This window comes from Citricoccus muralis (assembly GCF_003386075.1).
Lineage (GTDB): Bacteria > Actinomycetota > Actinomycetes > Actinomycetales > Micrococcaceae > Citricoccus > Citricoccus muralis.
Map to the genome: position 1 here is coordinate 831806 of NZ_QREH01000001.1, position 24104 is coordinate 855909.

Below are 24104 nucleotides of genomic sequence, written 5' to 3' on the forward strand. Positions count from 1 at the left end.
TGTGGAGTGCGAATTCATGCCGCCGCCCGCGTCACACTCTGACGCGGTAGGTCAGGTGTCCTTCCGTGCCTTCGACCGGACGCGGCCCACGATGGAGATCGCCAGGGACAGGGCGAGGAGTGCATAGATGGCCACCGGGATCGGCCCATCGACGAAGACGCCGTAGCTCTGGTTGGAGCTGGCCAGGGCGTCCCGCATGCTCGTCTCGAAGAGGGGGCCGAGGACCATGCCGATCATCAGGGGGGCCAGCGGCACACCGAACCGGCGCAGCGCGAATCCCAGCAGGCCGATGCCCAAGAGCATCAACAGGTCGAAGGTGGAGCCCGAGGTCGCGTAGACGCCCATGCCGCAGAAGACCGTGATCCCGGCGTACAGATAGGGGCGGGGGATCACCAGCAGCTTGGCCCAGAGCGGTGCGAAGGGCAGGTTGAGGATCAGCAGCACGACCATCGCGATGAAGAAACTGGCCAGCAGAGCCCAGACCAGATCGGGTGACCGATCGAACATCAGCGGGCCGGGCTGCAGTCCGTACTGCTCGAAGGCGGCGAGCATGATGGCCGCGGTGGCGGAGATGGGCAGGCCCAGGGACAGCAGCGCACCCATGGCGGTCCCCGTGGTGGCGTTTCCGGCGGCCTCCGGGGCAGCGAGCCCACGGATGGCGCCCTTGCCGAACTGGGGTTTCTTGCGCCGACGGTCGAGCTGGCGCTCCAGGCCGTAGGCCACGAAGGTCGGGACATCGGCACCACCGGCGGGGATGACGCCGAAGGGCAGGCCGATGCCGGTGCCTCGGAGCCAGGCAGGCAGGGCCTCGCGGAACTCCCGACCGGACAGGAACGGCCGGCCCTTGGCCTGGATGACGCGGTTGGTGGGATCGCGGCGCACCCTCGAGGCGATGTGGAAGACCTCCCCGAGGGCCAGGATCGCGACGGTCACGGTCACCAGGGAGATGCCGTCGAAGAGCTGGGGAACGCCGAAGCTGAACCGCTCGGCCCCCGAGGTCTGGTCGATGCCGACCACGGCGATGCCCAGTCCGATGATCAGCGAGCACAGGCCCTTCAGGATCGAGTCGGCCACCACGGAGGACGTGGCCACGAAGGCGAACAGCGCAAGCGCGAAGAACTCCTGGGGGCCGAAATTGGCCGAGAAGTCCGCCAGCGCCGGGGCCAGGAAGACCACGACGATGGAGCCGATCATGCCGCCGATGAACGCACCGATGGCGGCGGTGGCCAGGGCCTGGGGTGCCCGCCCGGCCTTCGCCATGCGATGCCCCTCGAACGTGGAGGCGATCGCGGAGGCCTGGCCCGGGGTGTTCATGAGGATGGCCATGGTGGAATCGCCGAAGAGTCCACCGAAGTAGACGCCGGCGAACATGATGAAGGCGCCCGTGGGGTCCAGGGCGAAGGTCATGGGCAACAGCAGTGCCACGGCCATCGAGGAGCCCAATCCGGGCAGGACGCCGACCGCGGTGCCGAGCAGGCAGCCGACGACGACCCACAGGAGGTTCATGGGGGAGAGCGCCAAGCCGAAGCCCTCCATGAGGTTCATGATGGATTCCATCTCAGAACACCCCTCCCAGCAGGCCGGAGGGCAGGGACAGGCCCAGCCCGACGTCGAAGGCCAGATAGATGAAACTGCTCAGCAGCAGGCCCAGGCTGGCGTCGAAGAGGTGGCGTCGGCTGCCGATCCCGTGCGCCACGCACCAGAAGAGCAGTGCCGCGCCGAGGATCCAGCCGAGCACGTTCAGGAACAGTGCGAAGGCCAGGAACCCGGCGACGCTCCAGCCCACGGCGTACCAGTCCGAGAAGGTCCGGTACTGCACGGTCGCGGCGGCCTCTGCCGCGCGCCGCTCCTCCTCCGTCGCATCGTCCTCGGCGGTGAAGGTGGGGGTGACCGCCGGTTCGGGCGTGCGGATGTAGTGAACGGCCAGCAAGACGGCGAGGATGTACCCGGCCACCGTGATGATCAGGGGGACGAACTGCGGTCCGGGGGCATCGGCGCCGTCCGGGACGGCCATGGTGAGAATGCCGACCAGCAGGTACGTGGAGAAGGCCGCCATGAAGGCGGCGAGGAAGAGGCCGCTGCGTCCGTGCCACCAACCGCGGGCGGCGGGGGAGCCGGCGTCGCCCACGGGGTGCGAGGGGGCGCTGGGCTGGGACTGACTCACAGGTCCAACTCCTCGATCAGGGCGGCGATCTTCTCCTGGTCCTCGGCGATGAATTGTTCGAACTCCTCGCCGATCATGAAGGAGTCGGTCCACTGGTTGTCCTCGAGGGCCTGACGCCACTCGGGCGTCTGGGTGGTCTCCGTGACGATGGCCTCGAGCTCCTCGAACTGCTCATCGGTGATGCCCGGAGCGGCGAGCATGCCGCGCCAATTGGCCATCACCACGTCATACCCCTGCTCGGTGATGGTGGGGACGTCCACGCCGTCGAGCCGCTCAGGACTGGAGATGCCCAAGGCCCTGATCCGGCCGGCTTCGATCTGGTCCGCGAACTCGTTGTATCCGGAGGTCGCCGCCTTCGCGGTGCCGGAGGCGATGGTCTGGATCGCCTCCCCGCCGGAGGTCTTCGGGATGTAGGTGATCTCGGCCGGATCGATGCCTGCCTCCAGGGCCAGCTCGGCGATGATCAGGTGATCGATGGAGCCGACCGAACCGCCGGTCCACGGGAAGGACGCGGGATCCTTCCGCCAGTCCGCCACCAGGTCGTCGATCGTCTCATAGGGTGAATCGGCCGGGACGACGATCGCATCGAAGTCGTCTGAGAGTCGGGCGATGGGCCGCACGTCTGAGAGGTCCACGGGGGAGTTGTTCAGTTCGATCCCCCCGAGCATCACCGAGCCGGTGGCCATGAGGGTGTCGGCCTGGCCGTGCATGGTGCTGAACCGGCCGAGGCCGATGGTGCCGCCGGCGCCCGGGATGTTGACGACCTGGGCGTTGTTGACGATCCCGTTGACGCGCATCGCGGACTGCTGGGAGCGGGTGAACCCATCCCAGCCGCCGCCGGCGCCCGCCGGCGCGATCAGGGTCAGATTGCTGCGAAGGTCCGCCCCGGCGGTGGCCGACTGGATCGAGAAGAACGACGCCGCCCCGATCACCAGGGCGGCTATCACGCCATAGATGATCATGCCGATGCCGGGTTTACCTGATGTGGCGTGATGGTCAGCTGCCATGCTGGACGTCCCCCTCTGGACTGGCTCATGGGCTGGTGCTCCCCTTGTCTACAGGGAAATGTATCCTGAGTCACATTCGTGGACGAAGGGCGGGACGTCGCGGTGACGCGTCCGCACACCGGAGGGAGTCGGCATGTCGGTATTGGTGGGGCGGACGGGTAGCCCGGAGGGCCGGGCGGCCGTGGATTTCGCGGTGGCCGAGGCCACGCGCCGGGGTGAGGATCTCATCATCTTCGACCTCGACGGCGGCGAGGGTGGGTCCGGAGCCTCGGACTCCGTTGCCGGACTGGCCGACCATCCTGCGCTGGCGGGCCTCGCGATCACGCACCGTCAGCCGGATGCCCGCGGTCGAGATGCCGCCGGTGACCTGCTGGACGTGGCCGAGGAACTGAACGCGTCCGTGATCGTGGTCGGTATCAAGCACCGCAGTCCGGTGGGCAAGCTGCTGCTCGGCTCGAACGCCCAGGAGATCCTATTGGGCGCCTCCGTCCCGGTGATCGCGGTCAAGGTTCCCAGGAGTCCCTGACGCTGCCGTCCTACTCCCAGCGGAACAGCCAGATCGCCACCCCGGTGCCGATCACCGTGGTGGTGGCCAGGCTGACGAGGTGCGTCATCTCAACGGCCACGCCGGCCCACGCCGATCCCAACGACTGGACCGCGGCCCCGAACGGCAGCCAGTCGGCCAGCGGCGCCAGCGCGTCAGGCAGCATCTGCACCCCACCGAACAACCCTCCCAGGGCGCCGAAGGCGAAGAACAGGACCAGGCCGATGGCGACGGCCGAGTTCGGCGTCGGGGCAACGGCGGCCACCATCATCCCCAGCGCATACATCGCGGCCAGGGCCAGCAGGAAGATCCCGACGCCGGCCCACAGGTGAGCGGGCGGGTTCGCCCCGAACCCCCAGAACGCCACGGCCAGGGCCAAGGCCAGTCCGAGCACGGCCTGCAGGAGGCTCACCACCGCCTGTGCCACCAGCACCATCGCCGGAGACGCCGGGGTGACGGCCAGTCGGCGCAGGATTCCAGAGCGGCGGTAGTAGGCCAAGAAGCTGGGCATGTTGATGATGCCGATGGTCGCGATGATGACGGTCAGCACCAGTGGAAGCACGAACAGGTCCAGCGCAGTGCGTCCGTTGACGATGACTTCTTGGGAGGCCGGTGCGGCGCTCATGACCAGGATCAGCAGGGGGAGGCCCAACGGGATGATGAGTCCGGAGGTGTCCCGGGTGACCATCTTCGCCTCGGCTCCCACCAGGGCCAGCCAGGACTTCGGGCCGGGACGTCGTGCCGTGGGCGGATGAAGGGTGGCGGTTGTCATCAGTGGGCCTCGGCTTCCGTGGTGGATTTCTCTGTCGAGCCGTCGTCGTCCTCGTCGAGATCCCGCCCGGTCAGGGCCAGGAAGGCCTCCTCCAGTGAGGGCGTCCCAGTGGCGGAGGTGATCTCGCCTGGGGTGCCGCGGGCGATGACGCGTCCGGCGTCGAGGACGACGAGCCGGTCACACAGGTGCTCCACCTCATCCATGGCATGGCTGACGAGTAGCACGGTCACGCCGTCATCGCGCATCTGCTCGACCAGGGACCACAGCCGGCGGCGCGCCCGCGGGTCCAGTCCCGTGGTCAACTCGTCCAGGATCACGACGCGCGGGCGGCCGGCCAGCGCGAGCGCGATGGAGACCCGCTGTTGCTGGCCGCCGGAGAGCTTCTCGAACCGGGTCCGGCGCTGTGCGCCGAGGCCCACGCGGTCGACGAGCTCCTCCGCCGGGACCGGGTCGGGGTAGAAGCTGCGGTACAGGTCCACGAGCTCGGCCACGGTCAGCGCCCCGTGCAAGTAGGACTGTTGCAATTGAACGCCGAGGACCTGACGTACCGCACCGCGATCATGCCGGGGGTCGAGCCCGAGGACCCGGACGGTGCCGGCCTCCGGCGTGCGCAGTCCGCCGATCATCTCCACGGTGGTGGTCTTGCCGGCGCCGTTGGCCCCGAGGACTCCCATCACCTCACCGGGTTGAACGGACAGGGTGATGCCGTCCACGGCTCTCCTGCCGCGGTAGGACTTGCGCAGGTTCTCGGCAAGGATGGCCGGTGCTGGGGCTGGAATGGTCATGGTCCTGACGCTAGGCATCACGGGCCGTGCGCACAGGTGCCGCCCGTCATCACCGTGCTGGGCGACCACCCATGACCATCGGCACGAGCGCCGGCACCCCATGCCCTTCTAGACTCTGGGGATGAGCCAGCGGTACGGGTACGAGATCTGGTCGGGACTGGCGATGCTCGTCGTGGCCATCGCCGTAGCGTCCCCGGTCCTGTTCGGAGCCGCCGAGCCGTCGATCCACCGCACCCTGTGGACCAGCCTGTTTATCGTCTTCCTGCTCAGCCTCATCGCGGCGGTCTCCGGCCTGGGGCGGCGAGTGGACCTGATCGGGTTCATGGCCGCCGTCGTGTTCTCCTGGGTGCTGGTGCTGACCGCCCCGGGGATGGGACTGCTGAATATCCTCCTCGTACTGACCGCCGCCATCAGCGCCTACCTGGTACCCGTAGGGGGCGGGCTCGTTCTGGTCGGGCTCAACACAGTGGTGCTCACGGTGGATGCCGTGCAGGAGGCCGCGCCCCAGGGGGACGGCGACCTCACGGAATCCGCCCTGATGGAGCTCGGGCTGTTCCTGGGGTTCTACCTGATGATCCAGGTCGCGACCCTGCTGAGTACCGTGACCCTGATCCGTGAACAACGGCAGCGCCGTGAGCTGGCCCGGGCCCACGTGGACCTGCGGGCCGCCTCCGCCGTGTTGGCGGTGAACGCCCGCGCCGCCGAACGGCTGCGGATCTCGCCGGACCTGCATGACACTATCGGTCACCAGCTCACGGTCCTCGCCCTCGAATTGGAGGCGGCCAGGCACCGGACCCCGGAGCCGGGGAGGGAGCACGTTGAGCGGGCCGGCACCGTGGCCCGGGAGCTGCTCGCGGATCTGCGCGCGACCGTGGATCAGCTGCGCACCGAGCCGACCGACCTGGCCGATGCCTTGGAAGGAGTGGTGGCAGGCCTGCCGGGCCTGCACGTGGAACTCGAGGTGGAGCCGAGTCTGAGCCTGGACGAGGCACGGACCGAGGCCCTGGTACGCACCGTGCAGGAGGTCACGACCAACACCCTCCGCCACGCTGATGCCACCCGATTGTGGATCACCGTGGGGCTGGACGGCGAAGATGAGCGTCTCAACAGCGTCGTGGTGCTCACGGCCGAGGACGATGGGTGTGGGCCCCTGAACTCGGCCGCAGCTGGGAACGGACTGCGGGGGATCGCCGAACGGTTCGAGATGCTGGGCGGCACGGCGGAGTTCGGCTTCACAGTGGACAGTGCAGACAGCACAGGCGGCGACAGTCGAGAACGCACCATGCCCGTGAGACCTACGGCCAGCGTCCGCGGCACCCCGGGCCAGGGGTTCCGCGTCGTCGCCCGGGTGCCGTCCGCATGACCCGCGTTGTGGTCGTCGACGACCAGACCCTCGTGCGGCACGGGATCCGCACTCTGTTGGACATCGCGCACGTCGAGGTGGTGGGGGAGGCGGACGACGGCGCTGCGGCACTGGAGGTGATCGCCCGGGAGGCGCCCGACGTCGTGCTCCTGGATTTGCGGATGCCTCGCTACGACGGGCTGTGGACCCTGCGGCAACTGCTGCACCGGGGGATCGAGGTTCCCGTGCTGGTACTGACGACTTTCGACGATGACACCCTGGTGCTGGACGCCCTGCGGTCCGGCGCTCGCGGATATCTGCTCAAGGACGTGACGGTCGAACAGCTCACCCATGCGGTGCAGACCCTGGCCGACGGCGGGACCCTCATCGCCCCGTCCATCACCGATCGGTTGCTGCGGGCGATCCGCACCGGGACTGTCCCCACGCCGGAGGCTGCGGTGCCCGCCCAGGACCTCACCGAACGGGAACAGGAGGTGCTGCGGCTGATGGCCGAGGGATACCCCAACCGGCAGATCGCCCAAGCACTGTTTCTCGCCGAGGGCACGGTGAAGAACCACGTCTCCACCATCCTCCTGAAACTGGGAGCGCGGGACCGGACGAATGCGGTACTCCGCGCCCTGCGTGACGGTCTGCTGCGGTAGGCCGGGCCGCCGTGAACATCTGGGTTCTGGTCGTGCAGTCTCTCAGCGACCGCACCGGTCCCAGCGCGTCCAGGGCCAGTCGGCGGCGATCCACTCGATGAGTGCATCGGCCAGTCGGATCGAGCACAGTGAAGATGAATCCCTGGCCCGCGGAGAAATCGGCGGAATGGCTGGACTGTACCGGACGGTGGAAGTCCTGCCCACGGCTACGGTGCTATCCGCACCTGCTCGACCCGCTCCTGAGCGGCAGGCTCCGGGGCAACTGACCCACGGGCCGCCGTGCGGCCACCGTTGCCCTGAGCGATGATGACGGCCAACAACACCGCTGCCACCAGGGCCGCCACCCCGAACGCGACGAAGATCGAGCCGGCGCCGAAGCCGCCGTCGAGCAGGAATCCGGCCACCAGCGGGGCCGTCACGGCACCCAGGCGCCCCACGCCCAAGGCCCAGCCGAGGGCCGTGCCGCGCAGGTGCCCCGGGTAGTGGTTGGCCACGGCCGCGATGATCAGGCACTGTGTGCCGTGCGTCCCGACGCCGGCCACCATCAGGATCACGTACACGAGCCACACCGACGGCGAGAGCAGCAGGCTCAGCAGGGCCACGCCGGCCAGGGCGGCGGCGATGACGCCGGAACGGACAGCGCCGAAGCGGTCGCCGGCCCAGGCGGTGACGATCGAGCCGAGCACGGCACCGATGTTCAGGGACAGCGAGAAGGTCAGGGCGGAACCGAGGTCATAGCCCTGGGCTTCCATGGCGCGCGGCAGCCACGTGCCGAGTCCATACCACGCGAACAGCGTGGCCAGGGTGGCCAGGGCGAACATGATGGAGGCCAAAAGGAAGGGATCACGGAGCAACAGGGAGAAACCGCCGGCCTTCGCCGCACCGCCAGTGGCCTGAGAGGCTTCGGGACGATCCCGGTCCGCGGCTTCGGACGGCAGGGTCTCGGGGAGGTAGGCCAAACCCATCGGGACCACGATGACGAGGGCCAGGACGGCCACGAGGAACATCGACTGCCAGCCCAGGGCCGGGATCAGGGGGATGCCGATGAGGGCGGCCAGGGAACCGCCGATCGGGACGCCGGACATCATCAAGGTGGCGATGGAGGAGCGCCAGCGTTCGGGGACCAGCTCGGCCACCATGGCGTTGGCCGAGGGCACCAGGCCGCCGAGGCCGATCCCGGCCAGCAGCCGGAAAACGCCGAAGACCCAGGCGCTCGGAGCGAAGGCGCAGAGGATGGTGAAGATCGAGAACGTGACGGCGCACGCCAGGATGGTGCGGCGCCGGCCCCAGGAATCGGCCATCCGCCCGGCCAGCAGGGCGCCGATCATCATCCCGACGAACGCCATGGATCCCATGAGCCCGAGGGAGGTGTTGTCCAGTCCCCAGCCGGTGTCCTCCAGCAGCGAGGTCTGGACGGTGCCGAAGACGATGAGGTCGTAGCCGTCGAAGACCACGAGGAGCCAGCAGACCACCACGGCCAGGGTGGCCTGGCGGCGGGACAGTCCGCTGCCCTGCGGTGAGCCCTGGACGGTGGTGTCGGCCTGTCGGCGGGACGCCGTGGAGGGCGCGCCCGAGGCGGATGTGCGCTGGATCATAGATCTACTGTGAACCTCCGCACACGAACGGTGCCAGAATGATCTACTGTGCAGAAAACGCCGTCCCTGCGGCAGCCGCCGAGGTATCCCGTCGAGTCTGTGGACCACGCCCTGACCCTGATGGAGATGGTGCGTGACTACGGCCGGATACGTATCAGTGTTGCCGCCCGGCTATTGGGAGTCTCCGTCTCCACGGCACACCGCCTCATGGCGATGCTCGTCTACCGCGGGTACGCCGTCCAGGATGCCTCCCGGCGCTACATCCCGGGCCCGGCACTGGGCCTGCCGCCGGTGGGGGTTCCCTGGACGGCTGAGCTGCGTCACCGAAGCTACCCGCACCTGGAGATGCTGGCCGGTCGGCTGCGGGAGACGGCCAACCTGATGGTGCGTGCGGGGACCGAAGTGTGTTTCCTGGCCTCCGTGGAGGGAGGCAAATCTGTTCGAGTGGGTGACCGCCAGGGCGTGGCCCTGCCGGCCGCCGCGGCCTCGGGTGGGAAGGCCCTGCTCGCGTCGATGGACCCGGCGGCGGTCGAACAGCTGTACCGCCTGCAGGCCGAGCTGGTCGGCAGCCCCTTCGACGCGAAATCCCACACGCGGCTCGCCGCCGAGCTGGCAATGATCCGGATCCGCGGCTTCGCCGTCAACGACCAGGGCACCGAGGAGGGCGTCGGGGCAGTCGGCGTGGCCGTCTGGGACAGTTCGGGCGCAGCGGTGGCCGGGATGACCGTCTCCGTGCCCCGGGACCGGTTGCGTAGTGCGCTCGACGCCGGCCTGGTCGCCGAGCTGATGCGCTCACGGATTGAGCTGGAGGCCGACCTGCACGGCTTCGTCGCCGCCACCTGGTGACGGGCGCAGGCTAACGCTGGGTGCCGCCGGCGACTCCCCGGTTTCATCATGCTGGTGCTGATGCGGGTCACCATCGAGTTCTACATCGCCATGGTGCGGACCTCGCAGAACACGGCCGCCACGGTGGCGGAGCTGCAGTCATTGCGTCAGGACAACCAGCGCCGCTGATCCTCAGGATCGGGGGAGCCGGCGCACCACCGGCACTTCACCGTTCGGTACTCACCGAGAGGGCCGGAACTGCCTAGTTGAGCTCTTGAATGAGCGATAGAACCCGTTCGGCAGTCCCCCAGGACAAGGAGACTCCAGCACCACCGTGTCCGTAAGCGGTGATCGCGGGCAGGTCATAACCAGAGACATACTCGAGGCGAATTTTTTGGCGGGCTGGTCGCAGCCCCGCTGCGCGCCCAAGGACGGGCTGTTCCGCTAGTGCAGGCACGAGTTTGCTGGCCCGCTCCAAGATTGCTCGCTCCGTTTCCAGATCGAGGGCCGTGTCCCAGGAGTCTTCAATTGCGGTTCCTCCAACAATGATGTCCTCCCGTCGAGGGAAGACGTAGGTCAGGCCGTCAGGGTTGTCTTCGTCGGTGATCCATTCGGTTAGCCCGGGATTTGCCAGACGTACGATCTGTCCCCGGATGGGGTAGATCAAACTATCCCCACCCAATAATTCACCTCCGCGTATGCCCGTGGCGATGACTGCGGCGTCAGCGGAAGTGCCAAGTTCGGAAAGGTCGTTGACTTTGCCCTGTTTGAAGATGACACCCTTTCCAGCCACCTCTTGACGGAGCCAAGGCAAGTAAGCGGGAATCATGATGACGGGGACCGTAGCTCTAACTCCTGACAGAGCACCGGGTGGGAGCTGGCCCCTCATGGCCTCCAAGGCATCGGGGAGGAAACGTGCCCAGGAGCGGTCTTGGTCCGCTACCCGTTCAACAACAGTCCCTGTTCGTTGTTCGATTGCTGCGCCGGGGATTATCGACAGCTCATTGAAGCGTGTAAGAGAACGTTCGAGCAGGTGGTCGGCCAGGTCGCCTTGTTCGCTTCGAAAGGGAAACCAGACGGCAGCGGCTACGGAAGATACGGTTTCAGCAGTATCGGTGTCGGCTACGACGGTTACTTGATGCCCGGCAGTGGCAAGCTCGTGAGCCACCGATAGTCCGATAACGCCTGCACCGATCACAGTTCAGTTCGCTGGTGGCGGCGGCGTGGGCGATGATCGCGACTTGTTCGTCGGTGAGCCCGGTCTTGGACGCAGCCCCTGCGGTGAGGGTCTGGGAGGCCCTTTCGTACTGTGCGGAGGGCTGCTGTTAAGACGGGGCTTCGGGTAGCGCGCGTGTAACGATCTGGTAGCGCGGGTGCGGGGAGCGGGTAGCACTACCTCCTCGAGTTCGAGGATGACTCCCGCCGCGGCCAACGGCTGGTCGCTGGCGGAGAGGAACGTCGGCGATGACGGACTACCGGTTTGTGTTGGGCCTGCTGGTGCAGGGGTATGCGTACAGGCAGATCGAGGCGATGGCGGGGTGCTCGCATCGTGCGATCGCGCGGGCCCGGCGGGTCCTCGACGGCGAGGGCTGGACGACGCGTGAGCAGGTCGACGCGCTGACGCTGGAGGACATCGACCGGCTGTTCACCGATGGCCGCAAGAGCTTGGTCGAGGAGTTCGTCCCGGTCGACATCGAGAAGATCGTCGCCGCGCGGTTGGGGCGGAACAAGCCGCCGCTGAAGGTGTTGTGGGCGCGGTATCTGGAGACCGACGCTCCGGCGGGTGCACGGTTCTACGGGTATGAGCGGTTCTGTCAGATCGTCGCGGAGCACGTCCGCGTGAACGATCTGACCCTCCCGATCGCGCACGTCCCCGCCCATACGATGCAGGTCGACTGGGCGGGCACGCAGATGCAGCTGACGGACCCGGTGACCCGGCAGATGACGCGGGTGTCGGTGTTCGTCGCGTCGCTGCCGTTCTCCGGGATGGTGTTCGCGTACGGGTGCCTGGATGAGAAGCAGTCGGCCTGGCTGGACGCGCACCGCCGCGCGTTCGAGTACTTCGGCGGTGTCACCCAGGTGATCGTTCCGGACAACGCGTCGACCGCGTCGAACCAGATCAGCCGAACCGACAGGGCGCGAGACGTGAACTCGTCGTATGCGGAGTTCCTGGAGTACTACGCCACCGCCGCGGTCCCGACCCGCTCCTACCGGCCGCGGGACAAGGGGAACGTCGAGGCGGGGGTGAAGGTTGTCACGAACTGGGTGATCCACTACCTCGCCGACCGGGTGTTCGCGTCGCTGGACGAGTTGAACGGCGCCGTCGCCGTCCAAGTCGAGGCGATCAACGACCGGACCCCGTTCCGCGGTGAGCCGCGGTCTCGCCGCGGATGGTTCGCCGAGCACGAGCGGGGTGAGCTGATCCCGCTGCCTCCTCGGCGTTGGGAGCCGGTGATCTGGCGGAAGGCGAAGGTCCACCGCGACTGGCATATCCAGCTCGACACGATCAAGTACTCCGTCCCGTCTCGGTTCGCCGGGCTCAGTGTCGACGTCCGGATCATCGGGGAGCAGATCGACGTGCTCAGCGGCGGCGAGATCATCGCGACCCACCAGCAGGGGCCGCGACGCAACGGGTATGTCACCGACCCCGAGCACGCGCCCGCGCATGCCGAAGCGGTGTCGGGGCTCTGGACGCGCGGGTACTTCCTCCGCCAGGCCGCGAAGGTCGGGCCTGGCACGGTCGCGGCGCTGACGCGGCTGCTGGAGGGGAAGGTGATCGAAGCGCAGGGCTACCGGTCCTGCATGAACATCCTCGACCTCGGAGGCCGCGGCGGCAGGGTCCTGCTCGAGCAGGCCTGCCGGGGCCTGGTCGACGAAGATCCGCACCGGCAGATCACATACACCGCCGTCAAGAACCGCATCACTGCCCTCCGCGCCGCCCTCGACGCCCGCCCCACCGTCAGCAGCGAGGCCGGAATCGTCGTCGCGTCACCGGCGGGTGTCGGCACGCCGGGGCGCAGGGACACCAGTCGGGCGCACCTGGCCGGCGCCGGGTCGTTCAGCCTCGATGCGCTCCGATCAGCCGGCGAGACGGCGGGAGGCGACCGCTGATGCTTGAGCAGCACCTCACCACCGACGACATGCCCCTGTTCACGAGGTTGCGGATGACCGCGTTCGGGGAAGCGGTGATCGATATCGCGAACGATCCCGCCTTCGACCAGTGGACGTTCTCGCAGAAGATCCGCCACGCGCTCGAGCAGGAGACCGCGGCCCGCACCGAGCGGCGCGTGTTGAAGCTGTTGAAGGCGTCGCGGACACCGAACCCGGCTGCTTGCGTCGAGGACATCCGCTATCTGGACGGGAGGAACTTGAACCGGGAGCTTGTCGCCCGGCTCGCGGCCTGCCGTTGGATCGACCAGACTCACAACCTCGTGATCCTCGGCAAGTCCAGCGTCGGGAAGTCCTACCTCGCGCAAGCGCTCGTGAACGCCGCCTGCCGACGCGACTACACCGCGAAGTACTTCCGGCTCGACGACCTCGCGAACCAGCTCGCCGTCTACCACCGGCAAGACGCCGGGCGGCTGACGTTCCTCACCGGCCTGCACACCTGCGACCTGCTCGTGCTCGACGACTTCCTCACCACGCCGATCACCGGGGAGACAGCCGCCGAGCTGCTGAATATCCTCGCCGCTCGCGAAGGGAGAGGCTCGACCGTCGTGACCAGCCAGTTCGATCCCGAGGACTGGTACCGGTCGCTGCACGACGCCGTCATCGCGGAGTCAATCCTGAACCGCATCGTCAGCAACGCCGAGCTCGTCCAACTCGACGGCCCGAACATGCGCCGCCACACCCACACCGAGACGAGCGGCTGACGCCGGGCGCGCGGGCGCGGACCGCTACCCGGTCTCCGCGTCCGCGCTACCGGATCACTACATCCGCGCTACCCAAAGCCCCGGCTAAACACGATCGCCCGGCGCGAAGGGATCACCCTCGTCGCGATGCTCACCTGGCTTTCCAGCCTCATCGAGGTGTACAACGGCAGCGTTCTGCTATTCCAGCGTGATGACGCCGACACTTCGAACGGCTCGGCAGACAGAGCACACGATCCTCATCGCAGTTGTTGTGACAATCATTGTCGGTATGGGCGCTCCTGATGATCGGCGTCGGCCCGCTTCACGGCAGCAGTCTCGCTCGAGTGGCCGGGACCATCTCCGAAGGCCTCTCCGTCATCGGCTCGACATTCCTCGCGATCGCCTACCCGGCCGACGCGATCATCGAGCTCTTCAGCATCGTGATCACACTCATCATCTTCGCTTTGGTATGGATGCGTCGCGCGAATGTGTTCTTCCGACGACTGCGTTGACCAACCCACGGCTCTGGCACGTCCGCCCGACATCGCCGGAGGCACGCAGCCGCACTCGTGGTACGGGACGCTGAGAGACTTCGTCCCGTCCGGTACGACTCAGGGTTGCTCCTCGCTTGGAGGCTCGCTATACAGGAACTCCTCGAGGCGAGCAGTGTCGGCGTCGGTCCAACCATCGGGCGGGCAGACGCTCGCCCACCCCTCAACATACTCCGTAGCGTAGACGTGTCCGAAGCCGGGGGGCGTGTCGAGCTGGAAGATCAAGTCGGCCGCGGCATGGACGCCGCTCACGACCGGGTACCAACTAGCCGCCTCGGATACATCGAATCCGCGAGGCTGGTCCATCCATTCCGGCGACCTCCAGAGCACATCGATGCCCCAGAGCGGCACCGGGTCTGACGGATGCTGCAAGTACACGATCCTGGGCAGAGGCCAGTCCTGGCTGAGCGCTGGCTGGTCGGGATCTCGGGACAGGAACCGGACGGCGAGACCACCGTCGATGACTGGTTGCCAGACCGAAGAACCCTGATCCCGCTCTCGTGTGAGTTGGGAATGGATCGGATTCGTTCGCTTGGCGCCGACTATCAGAGCCCCCTGGGTGCCGGAGGTAAGGTTGGCGATCGACTCTGACGCATCCGCTCCGACAAAAGGCGCCTCGACACCGACGGTACCGAGGCTCTTACCGAAGAGCAGGAGCTTGGGCCGGTCATCCCGTGGGAGATCCGACCAGTGCGAGTGGACGGCACTGTATAGCGCGGATGCGCTCTCGATCTCCCGGCCCGGTTCCATGAAGACCGCGAGGAGACTGGGGAGGAATGAGTACTGGGTGGCCACAATTGCCGTGTCGCCGCGGTGCAACAGTTCGAGGGCGTCAGCAGCTTCGGGGATCACCCAACCCGTCCCGGTCGGCACCCAGACCACCAGGACCTCGCGATCGAACCCGCCGGCCCGGTCCAGCTCCCGGACCGCCAGCTCAGCCCGCTCGGACGCCGAGCCGGCAGAGTCCAGTCCCACGTAGACCCGCACCGGCTCCGAAAGCTCGGCGTCTGCGTCGTGGAACGTCCCGAGCTCAGCCGTCGTCGCCGATGCCACGAAATTGCGCCCCCAGCGCCCCAACGTGCCCCACGGAACAAGCGACTCGCTGCTGCCGGACACAGATGCTGAGCCGGGCTGCACCGTGCCCTCGTCGGTGCTCGCATTCGCCGACCCAAAGGTCGCATTGGCAAAGGCGGTGATTCCCAGCCACCCGCCCCAGCCCACGAGCACGGTGCCGAGGAAGAATACAACTAACCCGATCGGGGGTGCCGCTGGAACAGACGGCAGCAGGCGGCGGCTGAGCCGCGTCACCGCAAGCACGGCCTTGGCAATCAGCCGCCCGATGACAACGAGCATGACTCCGCCCAGGACGGACACCGACACCATCAACACCGCGTCGAGTCCGTCGACGGTCTCCATCCCCATGAGCCGGCGCTGATCGTTCTGCCAGGTCAGCCACAACACCGCACCCAACAACACTCCGCTCAGCCACCCAAGCCCGAGGACGATCCAGCCGATACGGCGAACGCCCCGCGCGACTGAGCGCCCGTTGCGCAGGAGGACCAACCGAAGGCAGAGCCCGATGAGGGTGCCGATCCCATAACCCATGGCGAGAGCAACGGCATTGATCCCAGCCTGCGTCGCCGGCATCCGCGGGATGAGTGTCGGCGTCAAGGCCGGCAACCAGAGCATGAGAGCGATCACCAACCCACCGAACGTCGGCCTTCCGAGCACCCGGATTCGCTGCACGGCAACGCCGGTGTCACTTTTTCTCATCGCCTACGCCTCCTCGGATCGGGTGCATCGTACGGGCCCGCGAGCGGTCGGTGTCAATGCGCGCGGGCACGGGCGACTGCGGCTCATGCCTCGGGGGCGAGACCACCGTCAGCACCCTCGGCCAAGATTCGGGCGAGCACGCCGGGGCGGGATGCCTCGGCACGTGGGTGCGGTGCGAGCAAGCTCGGCGGCGTCGGTGGTGCCAGGTTGCTCGCAGGGGCAAGCTGGTGCGCTGCTGCTGGTGAAGGTGGGCGCGTTCGACGGGGGTAAGGCGGTTGAACGCGTCGGTGTGAACGCGTTCGAGCTGCCCGGGTGGCGCGGTTTGCAGCAGGTACTGGTAGCGTGCAACCGCGGTCCGGGCCGCCTCGGTTGACGAGGGCGTCAACTCGACCACCGCGGGACGGACGTGTCGGCGACTCGGTGGGGGTTGTTTGGTCGCCGGCTGGCCTCTTCCTTCGCCGCGCGCAGACGTGGTCGCGGTGACGGCGTTCACCGCGTCCCGCAAGGAGCCCCCCCCCCCCCCCCCCCCCGGGGCTGAGCATCGGCCGCCGGTGTCGCCGACGGTGATGGGTTAAGGGGCCGGGAGGCGAGGCCGGCGAGACGGTCCAACATGCTGGGCATCACGGGCTCTCCTCTTGTGGTGGGGCCGGCCGTGGTGGGGCCGCGTCGATCGGCCGGGTATCGGTGGAGTTGCCACCGGGTGGCGCGTTGAACAGGTCCACTAGCCAGCTCGAGCCCAGCCCATCGGAAATCTCTTTCGACCGGTCCGCTTCTGCGCGCGCCGCGGCAGGGGCCGCAACGGAGATGCCTGACCCGATGAGTGGAAACCACGCCACCGACATCAGCCCCCACGCCCGCGCGTTGCCGGTCGGTACTGGCAGGCGCAGGGTAGTCCGGGTCACGGGCGGCGGTTCGACACGCACCTGCTGCGGGGTCAGATCGACTCCGCACGCGGCGGCGTCAGCCAAGACCGCGGTCAGCCGGTCCCGACCCCGTCGTCCCCACGACGCCATGAGAACGACGGGGTCGAGGCTGAACCCGCCCCGCTCAGGTGGAACGTGCACGCCGAGGTGGGCTGTGCGTGCTGCGAGCACCCGCACCCCGGCGAACAGCCCGTTCCAACGGGCCCGTTCCCGTGGCAGGACGATGTGCACGCACAGATCACCGTGCCCGGCGAACTGGCGCAGGCCGGTGGGCCACAGCGGTGCTTCCAAAACGGTTCTGCCCATGGGCGCGGTGAGCTGCTCGTGGCGCAGTTGGCATGGAACGCTCTGCCCAGTCACGGTGCGCTCCTTCCGGGCACTGCCCGTCGTACAGGGCGATCCGGGCACCCAGTCATCGACCAGGTGCCATGCCCAGGCTGTGTCGCCGGTGCGGTCGACACGGTGCGGGCATTCCAGGACGGCCCATCCTCGGCGATCAGACACTGTTCCCCGCTCACCGTACCTCTTCACGGCCCCGCGCACCATCGCCCGTTCCGCGGGTGCGACCACGGTGGTGACCTGCTCTTCGTCGCGCACGCCGTAATCGCGCGCACCGCAATCGGAACTCCCCGGCGTTGCGAGGGTCAGCCTCGTGGTCCAGCGCTGGTTCCCCATGTCGCATTGAAGGCGAGTCACTTGACTGGCGGAGAATACTGAGTGCTGCGGTATTGGTCGGTTGCGCAGAGCGTCGACCTCTCGCAGCCAACCTTTCACTCTCGAATGGGGAACCCAGTCGCAGCTGGAGCGAGTGTTCCCCGGAAGCCACTGATGTTCTCCCGATTGCGCCAGCAGCGACGACACCAAAAGCACCCCGGACGCATCCGGCGGTGGCCAACTCCAGCCTTCTGCCTGGAGGTGGCTTCCCGGTTCGAGGAGTACGAGCGAGGAGCCCAGCCAGAACACCAGGCCACCGGCTGAACGCATCAGCAATCTATGCTTCTTGATCACGCATTCTCAGATCGGACCATCGACGATTCGGCGATGCCTAGCGGATAGATCCGGGCACTAATCGCCTTCGCGATTTCCATGATGACAAGTGCGCCGACGGCGACGACGATCGCCCAGCCGATGAAGGTCGCGTTGAGCCCAATGGTTTCGAAGACCCCCTGCAGGAAGGGCACGTACACGACGGCGAGTTGAAGTAGAAGTGCGGCGACGAGCATCCCCATAAGGATGGGATTGCCGCGGAACCCCGTCCTCCAAACTGGTTTGCGGAATGACCGCGCCGACAACGCGCGAAGGAGCTGCACGAAGGCAAGCGTCGTGAACACCATGGTCGGTACGAGCTGCTGGGCCTCTGGCAACTGATCCGACCTTCTCGCGGCCTCGAACGTCAAGTATCCGACGAGGATCATCGCGGCCCCCAAGATTGGGCCGATGATAGCGATATGCATGCCGATGCCGCGACTGAAAATGCTTTCGGTGGGGGCGTACGGTCGGCGGCGCATGGTGTCGCGTTCGGGCCGCTCAACCCCCATTCCGAGGCCCAGCAGACCGTCGGTGAGGAGGTTGGAGAAGAGGATCATGATCGGAACGAGCAGGAGCGGCAGACCGAGCAGGGGCGGGATCGCTACGACGAGCACCTTGGCGACATTCCCAGAGATGGAGAACTGTACGAACCGTCGCACGTTGTCGTAGACGACCCGGCCTTCCTCGACGGCGGCAACGATCGTGGCGAAGTTGTCATCAAGCAGCACGACATCCGCGGCTTCCTTCGCTACATCCGTTCCCGAGCCCATGGCGACGCCGATGTTCGCCTTCTTCAGCGCAGGCGCGTCGTTCACCCCGTCGCCGGTCATCGCCACGATCTCACCGTTCACCTGCAGCGCTTCGACGATGCGAAGTTTGTGCTCAGGTGAGACACGGGCGTACACCGACACCTCACGTACCGCCCCGCAGAGCTCCTCGGGGGTCATCGGGTCGAGGTCGCGGCCGGTGATGACGCGGGCAGCAGGTGAGGCTATCCCGAGGTCCGCCGCGATTGCCCGAGCGGTGAGCGGGTGGTCGCCGGTGATCATGACTGGGCGGATGCCTGCGGTGCGACAAGTGGCAACGGCGTCCCTAGCCTCTGCCCGCGGCGGATCGACCATCGCCACGAGCCCAAGGAAGACCAGGTTGTCCTCGACGGACTCTTCGTCCTTCGAAGAGGGGAGGGCATCGAGCCCCTTCCCCGCCACGGCGAGGACCCGCATGCCCTTTGAGGTAAACGACTCAATCTCCTCACGCAGGCGGGCGCGATCGCCAACATTCAGCGAGGTCACGGCACCGTCTGCGAAGAGCGCCCCGCAACGGTCGACCATGGTGTCCGCGGCACCCTTGGTCAGCGCGAAATAGCCGGCCGTCCCGGCGATCTCGCGGAACCCCACGAGCGCCTCGGTACCAGCCGACGCAAGTTCATGCACCGTTGTCATGCGACCGCAAGAATGATCTCATCATCGTCAGCGGATTCAACGTCTACCCCAGCGAGGTCGAAGAGGTGCTGATGGCCCACCCCGCCGTCATCAAGCGGCCGTGGTGGGAATGCCCGACGCGACAGCGGGCGAGACCGTGCGAGCCGTGGTAGTCCGCGAGCACTCGACGCTCACCAGCGAGAACTGCGGGAATGGAGCCGACAGAAGCTGGCCGCCTACAAAGTGCCCCGACAGGTGGTGTTCGTCTCGGAGGTGCCCAAGTCGCCGATCGGAAAAATTCTCCGCAAAGACGTCCGCGCCGCACAGCACACTGCCCCCCACCTCCGCGATCGGCCTGGTACTGATGGGGTGCATGCCCGGCGGTACGACATCAAGTCTCTACACCTACTTCGCCAAAGCGAACCCCTCCCTAAGCGTCATCGTCACGGTCATGACAACCCTCGCCGCGATCCTACTCACCCCACTGCTGCTACTCGTCTACGGCGGCGCGCTCGCCGGCGACATCGAGATCCCGCTCGGCAACGTCGTGGTCAGCCTGATCCTGCTGATCCTGCCCGTTGTGATCGGGATGGCGATGCGGCGCTGGACGGCGAACGTCGACGGCGCGCTGGAAGTGCTCGGCAGCGTTCTAGGGATGGTTTTCATCCTGTTGCTGCTGGTCACGTGGGTACCGGGCAACTGGCCACTGCTGATCGCCACACCGTGGCAGGTGTACGTCGGGGCGATCGCCCTCCCCTGATCGGGATGCTGCTCGCTTACAACTGGGGACGGCTGGGGCGGCTCTCAGCCAATCGCGAGGAACAAGGCATCCCTGAGCTGCTCTGACGCGCACAACTGTTCTTCGCCGGCCACCCGCTCGACCGGGGCAGGCGGGGTGGGCGTGCTTTCCAGTCGCGCGGTTGCCCTATTGCGCCGCGAAGGCCCGCCCACCCTTTGCGAGGGTGATGAGGGACACGGAGCGGATCGTGGACATCACGACCGCCCACAAGGCGACCTTGGCGTCTATGGCGCGCGGAAGATCCACACGGAGCTGAATCGTCAGGGCGTCCCGGTCGCCCGCTGCACTCGCCGCGGCTGCTCACCTACGACGCGGAGGAGAACCGGCCCATGCTCGATCAGCGAAGCGCTGGGATACGAGCCGATCGGCTACGAGGGAGCCCGGAAGAAGGTGCTCGGCGTCTTCAACCCGATCGAGCTCCGGAGCAGTGGTACCGCGATCGCGTAGGAAAGCGCTCCGAGAAGAGCCCACCACAGATCCAGGCCAAACCACATGACGCCGAACGGCGGTATGAATACCAGCACCCACGCAGCGGCCACGATGGCCTTGGCCGGAGCAGGCGGAAGCGGTCCGATCACCTCCCAGCGTGCGAGGAGGAGCGTCACGACGTAGAGAACTGCCAACACCACCGCCAACACCGGCAGCCGCGACCACCACCACGCCGCCGTTTCAGGGTTCGGAGACAGACCCGGCAGCGCCAGCTCGATGCCCTTGACGAAGAGGATAACCGGCAGGTGCCACAGGTAAATCGTCATCAGACGCGAGCCGGTGAACAGGACAAAGGCGCGGACGCTGCGGGTTTCCATGAGACGGGTGAGGGGTCGGCGCAGAAGTCGCAGGAGGCACGCCTGGGCGAGTCCCAGCAGGACGAGCGGTAGCGTCGCGGGATTGAGGTTGTAGAGCATGTTGTTGTTGTACGGGCCCCACGCCGTCAACGCCCCGAGTGCCAGATAGCACCCCGCGACAATCGCAACCAGGGCGAGCGGAGTGCGACGATCGAACCAGCCGTCGGCGTACCAGAAGCCGATTTGCTGCACCAGTATCCAGACGAAGGCCAGGTTCAGCAGACCGATGTCCCGCTCCCCCGTCGTGAAACGGGCAACGTCGACCGCGACGACGAGCGCCGCCAGCACCGCGATCGTGGTCCGGGGGACGCTTGTATGGAGCCGCATCATGCTCGGGACCGCGGTCTGGCAGAGCAGGTATGCGGCGAGGAACCAGAGCGGCGATCCGGCTCCCACGGCCGCATCGGCCACGAGCGCAGTCGGAACGGGCAGGAACGACACCACCGTCAGGACCACGGCGAAGAAGAGGAAAAGGGGTAGCGAGGGCTGGGTGAGCCGTAGTACACGGGCCCGGATGAACCCGTTTGGTGTCGTTCCCCTGAGTTGTGCGGAGCGCCATCCGAGCGCTGCGGCGAATCCGCCGACGACGAAGAAGAGTGGCATTATCTGTCCCACCCACGACGCCGCGGCGAACCACGGCTGGCGCTCGAGTGGAAAGGACGCGACGAGTCGTCCATCGGGCGTCGTCCCGATACCCGTCTGCAGGAGGTGCATGACGAGCACGACCATCACGCATGCTACCCGAGCGAGATCCAGCGTGAGATCTCGGGTGGGTGGAATCGACGTTCCTAATGCTGAGGGTTTGCGCGTCGTGCCCACCGGCTCTCCTATTCCGTCCCTCGGCCCACCGCCTTGGCGTCTGAGAGTATCTCGCGGTCAGCGAGAAAGCCATGGCTCCCGGCGGATTCTCAGGCGCCAGCCGATGTACCAGAGGGCGCCGAGAAGGATGACAACTATCCCAGGGAGAAGAGCGGCTGGCCGGTCGTGCTCCGGAGGGGTGAAGATGCGTTCCCACAGAAGTGAGCGGAAAACCCAGCAGGCCTCATGCATTCTGTCCTTGCCTGTGGCGAGGTGGACGTCAGCGGTGTGTCAGGCAACGACCCGCTCATTCACCATCAGCTCCTCTCTAGGCGCGCCGTTGGGCGCCGCAGTTGCTCGACCTGGTCGTTGGTGTCGCTGGTGTCTGTTTCGAGGATGGAGGCGATGCGTTCCCGCTCGGCGGGCGTCCAGGTTGTGCGGCCACGCATCCGCTCGCCAAAGGTGACGGGGTTCAGCTGCAGCGGGTCCCAAGCCTCTTGAGGGTGGTGATACTCGGTGCGCCGGCGCCGTCGGTGATGGACTCTCTAATGCGGTAGGGGAAAGATGCGGTCGGGCCCGTGTGCCGAGGCGCGGTGCGCGGTGACCGACCGGCGCGGCCTCGGGTCCCAGAGCGCGCGCTCGATGTACGCGTCGATCGCCCTCTCATCGAACAGCACTGTGCGCCCGCGAAGGCGACCGGGTCGGGAAACCCAGCAGGCCCCGGCAACTTATCGCCGATCGTTGCTGCGGTACACGTACACCGTGTTCAGGGAGACACCCATCTTCTCGGCGATCTGCCATCCCAGTTTGGCGCTAGGGGGTCCGTTCACGTCGGCGCTAACAGTGCTCAGCAGTCGCCGCGTTGTCAGGCAATCTGGGCTGTGGGATCCTCTCGTGCCCAGCCGGACCTTAACGCCGAACGAGATGGTACGGGCGTACCGGCGGGTCGCTCCGGAGATTCACGTGCCGTTCGGCGTAGACGAAGTTCATCGGTCTGCTGCCGGGCAAGACCTGCACGCTGCAGGACTAAGGCATCAATTTCGCCAGCCGGGTCTACAAGTCCCGCCGGCTCACCGAGTTGCGCGCCGCCGGTGTGAGGGGAGAAGGCGCCACACGGCCATGCCAGATCCGGTACGACCCGCTGAATTCGTTGTACATCTGGGTCGCGAGGGCAACGAGTTCGTGCCCTTCCGCCGCCGCTCGCGACCTGCTCGACGAACCGATGGTTGTGGAACTGTGGGCAGCGGTGCACACCACCGATCAGGAAACCGACGGCCGATCGTCACGCGCATCAGCTGTCCGCCGCCGGTGATTCTGTCGTCAGTGCCGTTGATCTTGTGGGGCGTGATCGCGACAATCCGGGGCAGCGGTTTCGAGAGGCGCGCTCATGCCGCCGCGCTCTTTGTCATTGAATCTGTAGTTCGACGGAGCAGCGTGCTCCACAACGAACGCGTTAGGTCGCGGCAGGATGGACAGATGAGGGTCGACCATAAGGATGCCTCGGCATCCTTCGTCGTAACCGGCGCGAGCGGCGGCATTGGTCAGGTCATCTCGAAACACCTATCCGCGGTCGGTCACGTAGTGAACCTGGACCCGACGCCTGCCCACAACACGGATGCTCGAGTGCATTGCCTCGAAGTTGACGCAGGTGATCCACCGCAGCGGTCGCGGCCGCTGAACCCGCCGAGGAGCATGCCCCCTTGGTCGGCTGGGTGAACAACGCGGCACGGTTTCAGGACGCGGCCACAAGATCGCAGATTCGCCAGTTCCTGCCTTCGGACAGCGCGGCTGCGGCTATGGCGACGAGGCAATCCTCTTGCCGACACCTCTAGCTGCGGTATACCGTGAGCTGTTCCCATGGAGGTGCACGATGTCGCAGTTGTTGGTGTTCGGGGTGGACGGTCCGCAGACGGCGGAAAAGGTGTTCGGATTGGCCGATGAGCTCAACCGGCAGCAGCTGCTTGAGCTCGCTGACGCGGCGTGGGTAGAGCGCGACGCCGACGGCAAGGTCAAACTGCACCAGTCGGTGAACCTGACCGCAGCCGGAGCGGGTTACGGGGCGGCCAGCGGTGCGTTGTGGGGCACGCTGATCGGGCTGCTGTTCTTGAACCCGCTAGCTGGCGCTCTCGTCGGCGCCGGTGTCGGAGCCGGATCCGGGGCAGTGGCCGGCACGTTGACGGATGTCGGTATCCGCGACGACCTCATCAAGGAGATCGGCGAAAGCCTTCAGCCCGGTCGCGCGGCGGTCTTTTTCCTCGCCCGCAACGCCACCGTCGATCGTGTCGTCGAGGCCATCCGCCCCTACAACCCCACAGTGCTGCAAACCAACCTGACCCGCGACTCGGAGCAGGACCTCATCCGGCAGCTGCAGGCGGCGACCCCGGCCTCGGGCAACGCGCCCTCGGGCGTTTAGTCAAC

Annotated in this window: 20 protein-coding genes and 2 pseudogenes; 11 read left to right on the plus strand and 11 right to left on the minus strand. The window is 66.9% G+C overall.

Features of this window, described 5'->3' with window-relative positions; all coding sequences use genetic code 11:
- Nucleotides 1-51: 51 nt before the first annotated feature.
- From C8E99_RS03620 to C8E99_RS03630, 3 genes are read right to left on the minus strand one after another with little or no spacing between them, the layout of a single operon-like run.
- Nucleotides 52-1557, minus strand: coding sequence for a tripartite tricarboxylate transporter permease (locus tag C8E99_RS03620; protein ID WP_115931147.1), 1506 nt, complete (start codon nt 1555-1557; stop codon nt 52-54).
- A gap of 1 nt (nt 1558) precedes the next feature.
- Nucleotides 1559-2164 (minus strand): tripartite tricarboxylate transporter TctB family protein, encoded by a 606-nt coding sequence (locus C8E99_RS03625; RefSeq protein ID WP_245952064.1) that lies wholly within the window; start codon nt 2162-2164, stop codon nt 1559-1561.
- Nucleotides 2161-3171 (minus strand): Bug family tripartite tricarboxylate transporter substrate binding protein, encoded by a 1011-nt coding sequence (locus C8E99_RS03630; protein ID WP_245952065.1) that lies wholly within the window; start codon nt 3169-3171, stop codon nt 2161-2163. Before C8E99_RS03630 ends, C8E99_RS03625 begins: the two co-directional genes overlap by 4 nt.
- A 133-nt stretch (nt 3172-3304) precedes the next feature.
- On the opposite strand from C8E99_RS03630, the gene C8E99_RS03635 reads away from it, so the two are divergent.
- Nucleotides 3305-3697 carry a universal stress protein gene (locus tag C8E99_RS03635; protein ID WP_115931149.1) on the plus strand — a complete coding sequence of 131 codons (393 nt, stop codon included), beginning with the start codon at nt 3305-3307 and terminating at the stop codon, nt 3695-3697.
- Between the two features lie 10 nt (nt 3698-3707).
- Here the strand turns inward: C8E99_RS03635 and C8E99_RS03640 are convergent, their stop codons facing one another.
- A complete protein-coding gene (locus C8E99_RS03640; RefSeq protein WP_115931150.1) occupies nt 3708-4487 on the minus strand; it encodes an ABC transporter permease in 780 nt (259 codons plus the stop codon).
- Nucleotides 4487-5272 (minus strand): ABC transporter ATP-binding protein, encoded by a 786-nt coding sequence (locus C8E99_RS03645; protein WP_115931151.1) that lies wholly within the window; start codon nt 5270-5272, stop codon nt 4487-4489. The genes C8E99_RS03640 and C8E99_RS03645 overlap by 1 nt, the downstream gene beginning before the upstream one ends.
- A gap of 121 nt (nt 5273-5393) precedes the next feature.
- On the opposite strand from C8E99_RS03645, the gene C8E99_RS03650 reads away from it, so the two are divergent.
- Nucleotides 5394-6635, plus strand: a complete 1242-nt coding sequence (locus tag C8E99_RS03650) for a histidine kinase (RefSeq protein ID WP_245952066.1) — start codon at nt 5394-5396, stop codon at nt 6633-6635.
- Nucleotides 6632-7276, plus strand: a complete 645-nt coding sequence (locus C8E99_RS03655) for a response regulator (protein ID WP_115931152.1) — start codon at nt 6632-6634, stop codon at nt 7274-7276. The genes C8E99_RS03650 and C8E99_RS03655 overlap by 4 nt, the downstream gene beginning before the upstream one ends.
- 206 nt (nt 7277-7482) lie before the next feature.
- Here the strand turns inward: C8E99_RS03655 and C8E99_RS03660 are convergent, their stop codons facing one another.
- Entirely contained in the window at nt 7483-8871 is a 1389-nt protein-coding gene (locus C8E99_RS03660; RefSeq protein WP_115931153.1) for an MFS transporter, read from the minus strand.
- 48 nt (nt 8872-8919) lie between these two features.
- On the opposite strand from C8E99_RS03660, the gene C8E99_RS03665 reads away from it, so the two are divergent.
- The gene (locus C8E99_RS03665) at nt 8920-9717 is read left to right on the plus strand and encodes an IclR family transcriptional regulator (RefSeq protein ID WP_115931154.1); all 798 of its coding nucleotides are present in this window, start codon (nt 8920-8922) and stop codon (nt 9715-9717) included.
- A 60-nt stretch (nt 9718-9777) separates the two neighbouring features.
- A complete protein-coding gene (locus C8E99_RS16170) occupies nt 9778-9885 on the plus strand; it encodes a DUF4282 domain-containing protein (RefSeq protein WP_245952067.1) in 108 nt (35 codons plus the stop codon).
- 73 nt (nt 9886-9958) lie between these two features.
- Here C8E99_RS16170 and C8E99_RS03670 read toward each other — a convergent pair whose 3' ends face one another.
- Complete coding sequence (locus tag C8E99_RS03670) at nt 9959-10894, minus strand: FAD-dependent oxidoreductase (protein WP_115931155.1); 936 nt, start codon at nt 10892-10894, stop codon at nt 9959-9961.
- 266 nt (nt 10895-11160) lie between these two features.
- Here C8E99_RS03670 and istA point away from each other — a divergent pair, with 266 nt between their 5' ends.
- The 3 genes from istA (at nt 11161) to C8E99_RS03685 (ending at nt 14059) form a co-directional block, all read left to right on the plus strand.
- On the plus strand, nt 11161-12807 hold the full coding sequence (gene istA / locus C8E99_RS03675; RefSeq protein ID WP_115931156.1) for an IS21 family transposase: 1647 nt from the start codon (nt 11161-11163) through the stop codon (nt 12805-12807).
- Nucleotides 12807-13568, plus strand: a complete 762-nt coding sequence (locus tag C8E99_RS03680) for an ATP-binding protein (protein WP_115931157.1) — start codon at nt 12807-12809, stop codon at nt 13566-13568. Before istA ends, C8E99_RS03680 begins: the two co-directional genes overlap by 1 nt.
- A 281-nt stretch (nt 13569-13849) precedes the next feature.
- Nucleotides 13850-14059 (plus strand): hypothetical protein, encoded by a 210-nt coding sequence (locus tag C8E99_RS03685; protein WP_115931158.1) that lies wholly within the window; start codon nt 13850-13852, stop codon nt 14057-14059.
- A gap of 99 nt (nt 14060-14158) precedes the next feature.
- Here the strand turns inward: C8E99_RS03685 and C8E99_RS03690 are convergent, their stop codons facing one another.
- From C8E99_RS03690 to C8E99_RS03695, 3 genes are all read right to left on the minus strand, one after another.
- The gene (locus tag C8E99_RS03690) at nt 14159-15871 is read right to left on the minus strand and encodes an alpha/beta-hydrolase family protein (RefSeq protein WP_211308979.1); all 1713 of its coding nucleotides are present in this window, start codon (nt 15869-15871) and stop codon (nt 14159-14161) included.
- 620 nt (nt 15872-16491) lie between these two features.
- Complete coding sequence (locus C8E99_RS15720; protein WP_170144520.1) at nt 16492-17469, minus strand: hypothetical protein; 978 nt, start codon at nt 17467-17469, stop codon at nt 16492-16494.
- Nucleotides 17470-17798: 329 nt separating this feature from the next.
- A complete protein-coding gene (locus C8E99_RS03695) occupies nt 17799-19265 on the minus strand; it encodes a cation-translocating P-type ATPase (protein ID WP_115931159.1) in 1467 nt (488 codons plus the stop codon).
- 183 nt (nt 19266-19448) lie between these two features.
- On the opposite strand from C8E99_RS03695, the pseudogene C8E99_RS16415 reads away from it, so the two are divergent.
- Nucleotides 19449-19529 (plus strand): annotated as a pseudogene (locus tag C8E99_RS16415) (hypothetical protein); the annotation flags it as partial.
- Between the two features lie 37 nt (nt 19530-19566).
- Nucleotides 19567-20004 (plus strand): annotated as a pseudogene (locus C8E99_RS16325) (bile acid:sodium symporter); the annotation flags it as partial.
- Nucleotides 20005-20411: 407 nt separating this feature from the next.
- Here the strand turns inward: C8E99_RS16325 and C8E99_RS03705 are convergent.
- The gene (locus tag C8E99_RS03705; RefSeq protein WP_269457834.1) at nt 20412-21707 is read right to left on the minus strand and encodes an acyltransferase family protein; all 1296 of its coding nucleotides are present in this window, start codon (nt 21705-21707) and stop codon (nt 20412-20414) included.
- 1849 nt (nt 21708-23556) lie between these two features.
- Between C8E99_RS03705 and C8E99_RS03710 the strand changes: the two genes are divergently transcribed.
- On the plus strand, nt 23557-24099 hold the full coding sequence (locus C8E99_RS03710; protein WP_115931161.1) for a DUF1269 domain-containing protein: 543 nt from the start codon (nt 23557-23559) through the stop codon (nt 24097-24099).
- The last annotated feature ends 5 nt before the right edge of the window (nt 24100-24104 follow it).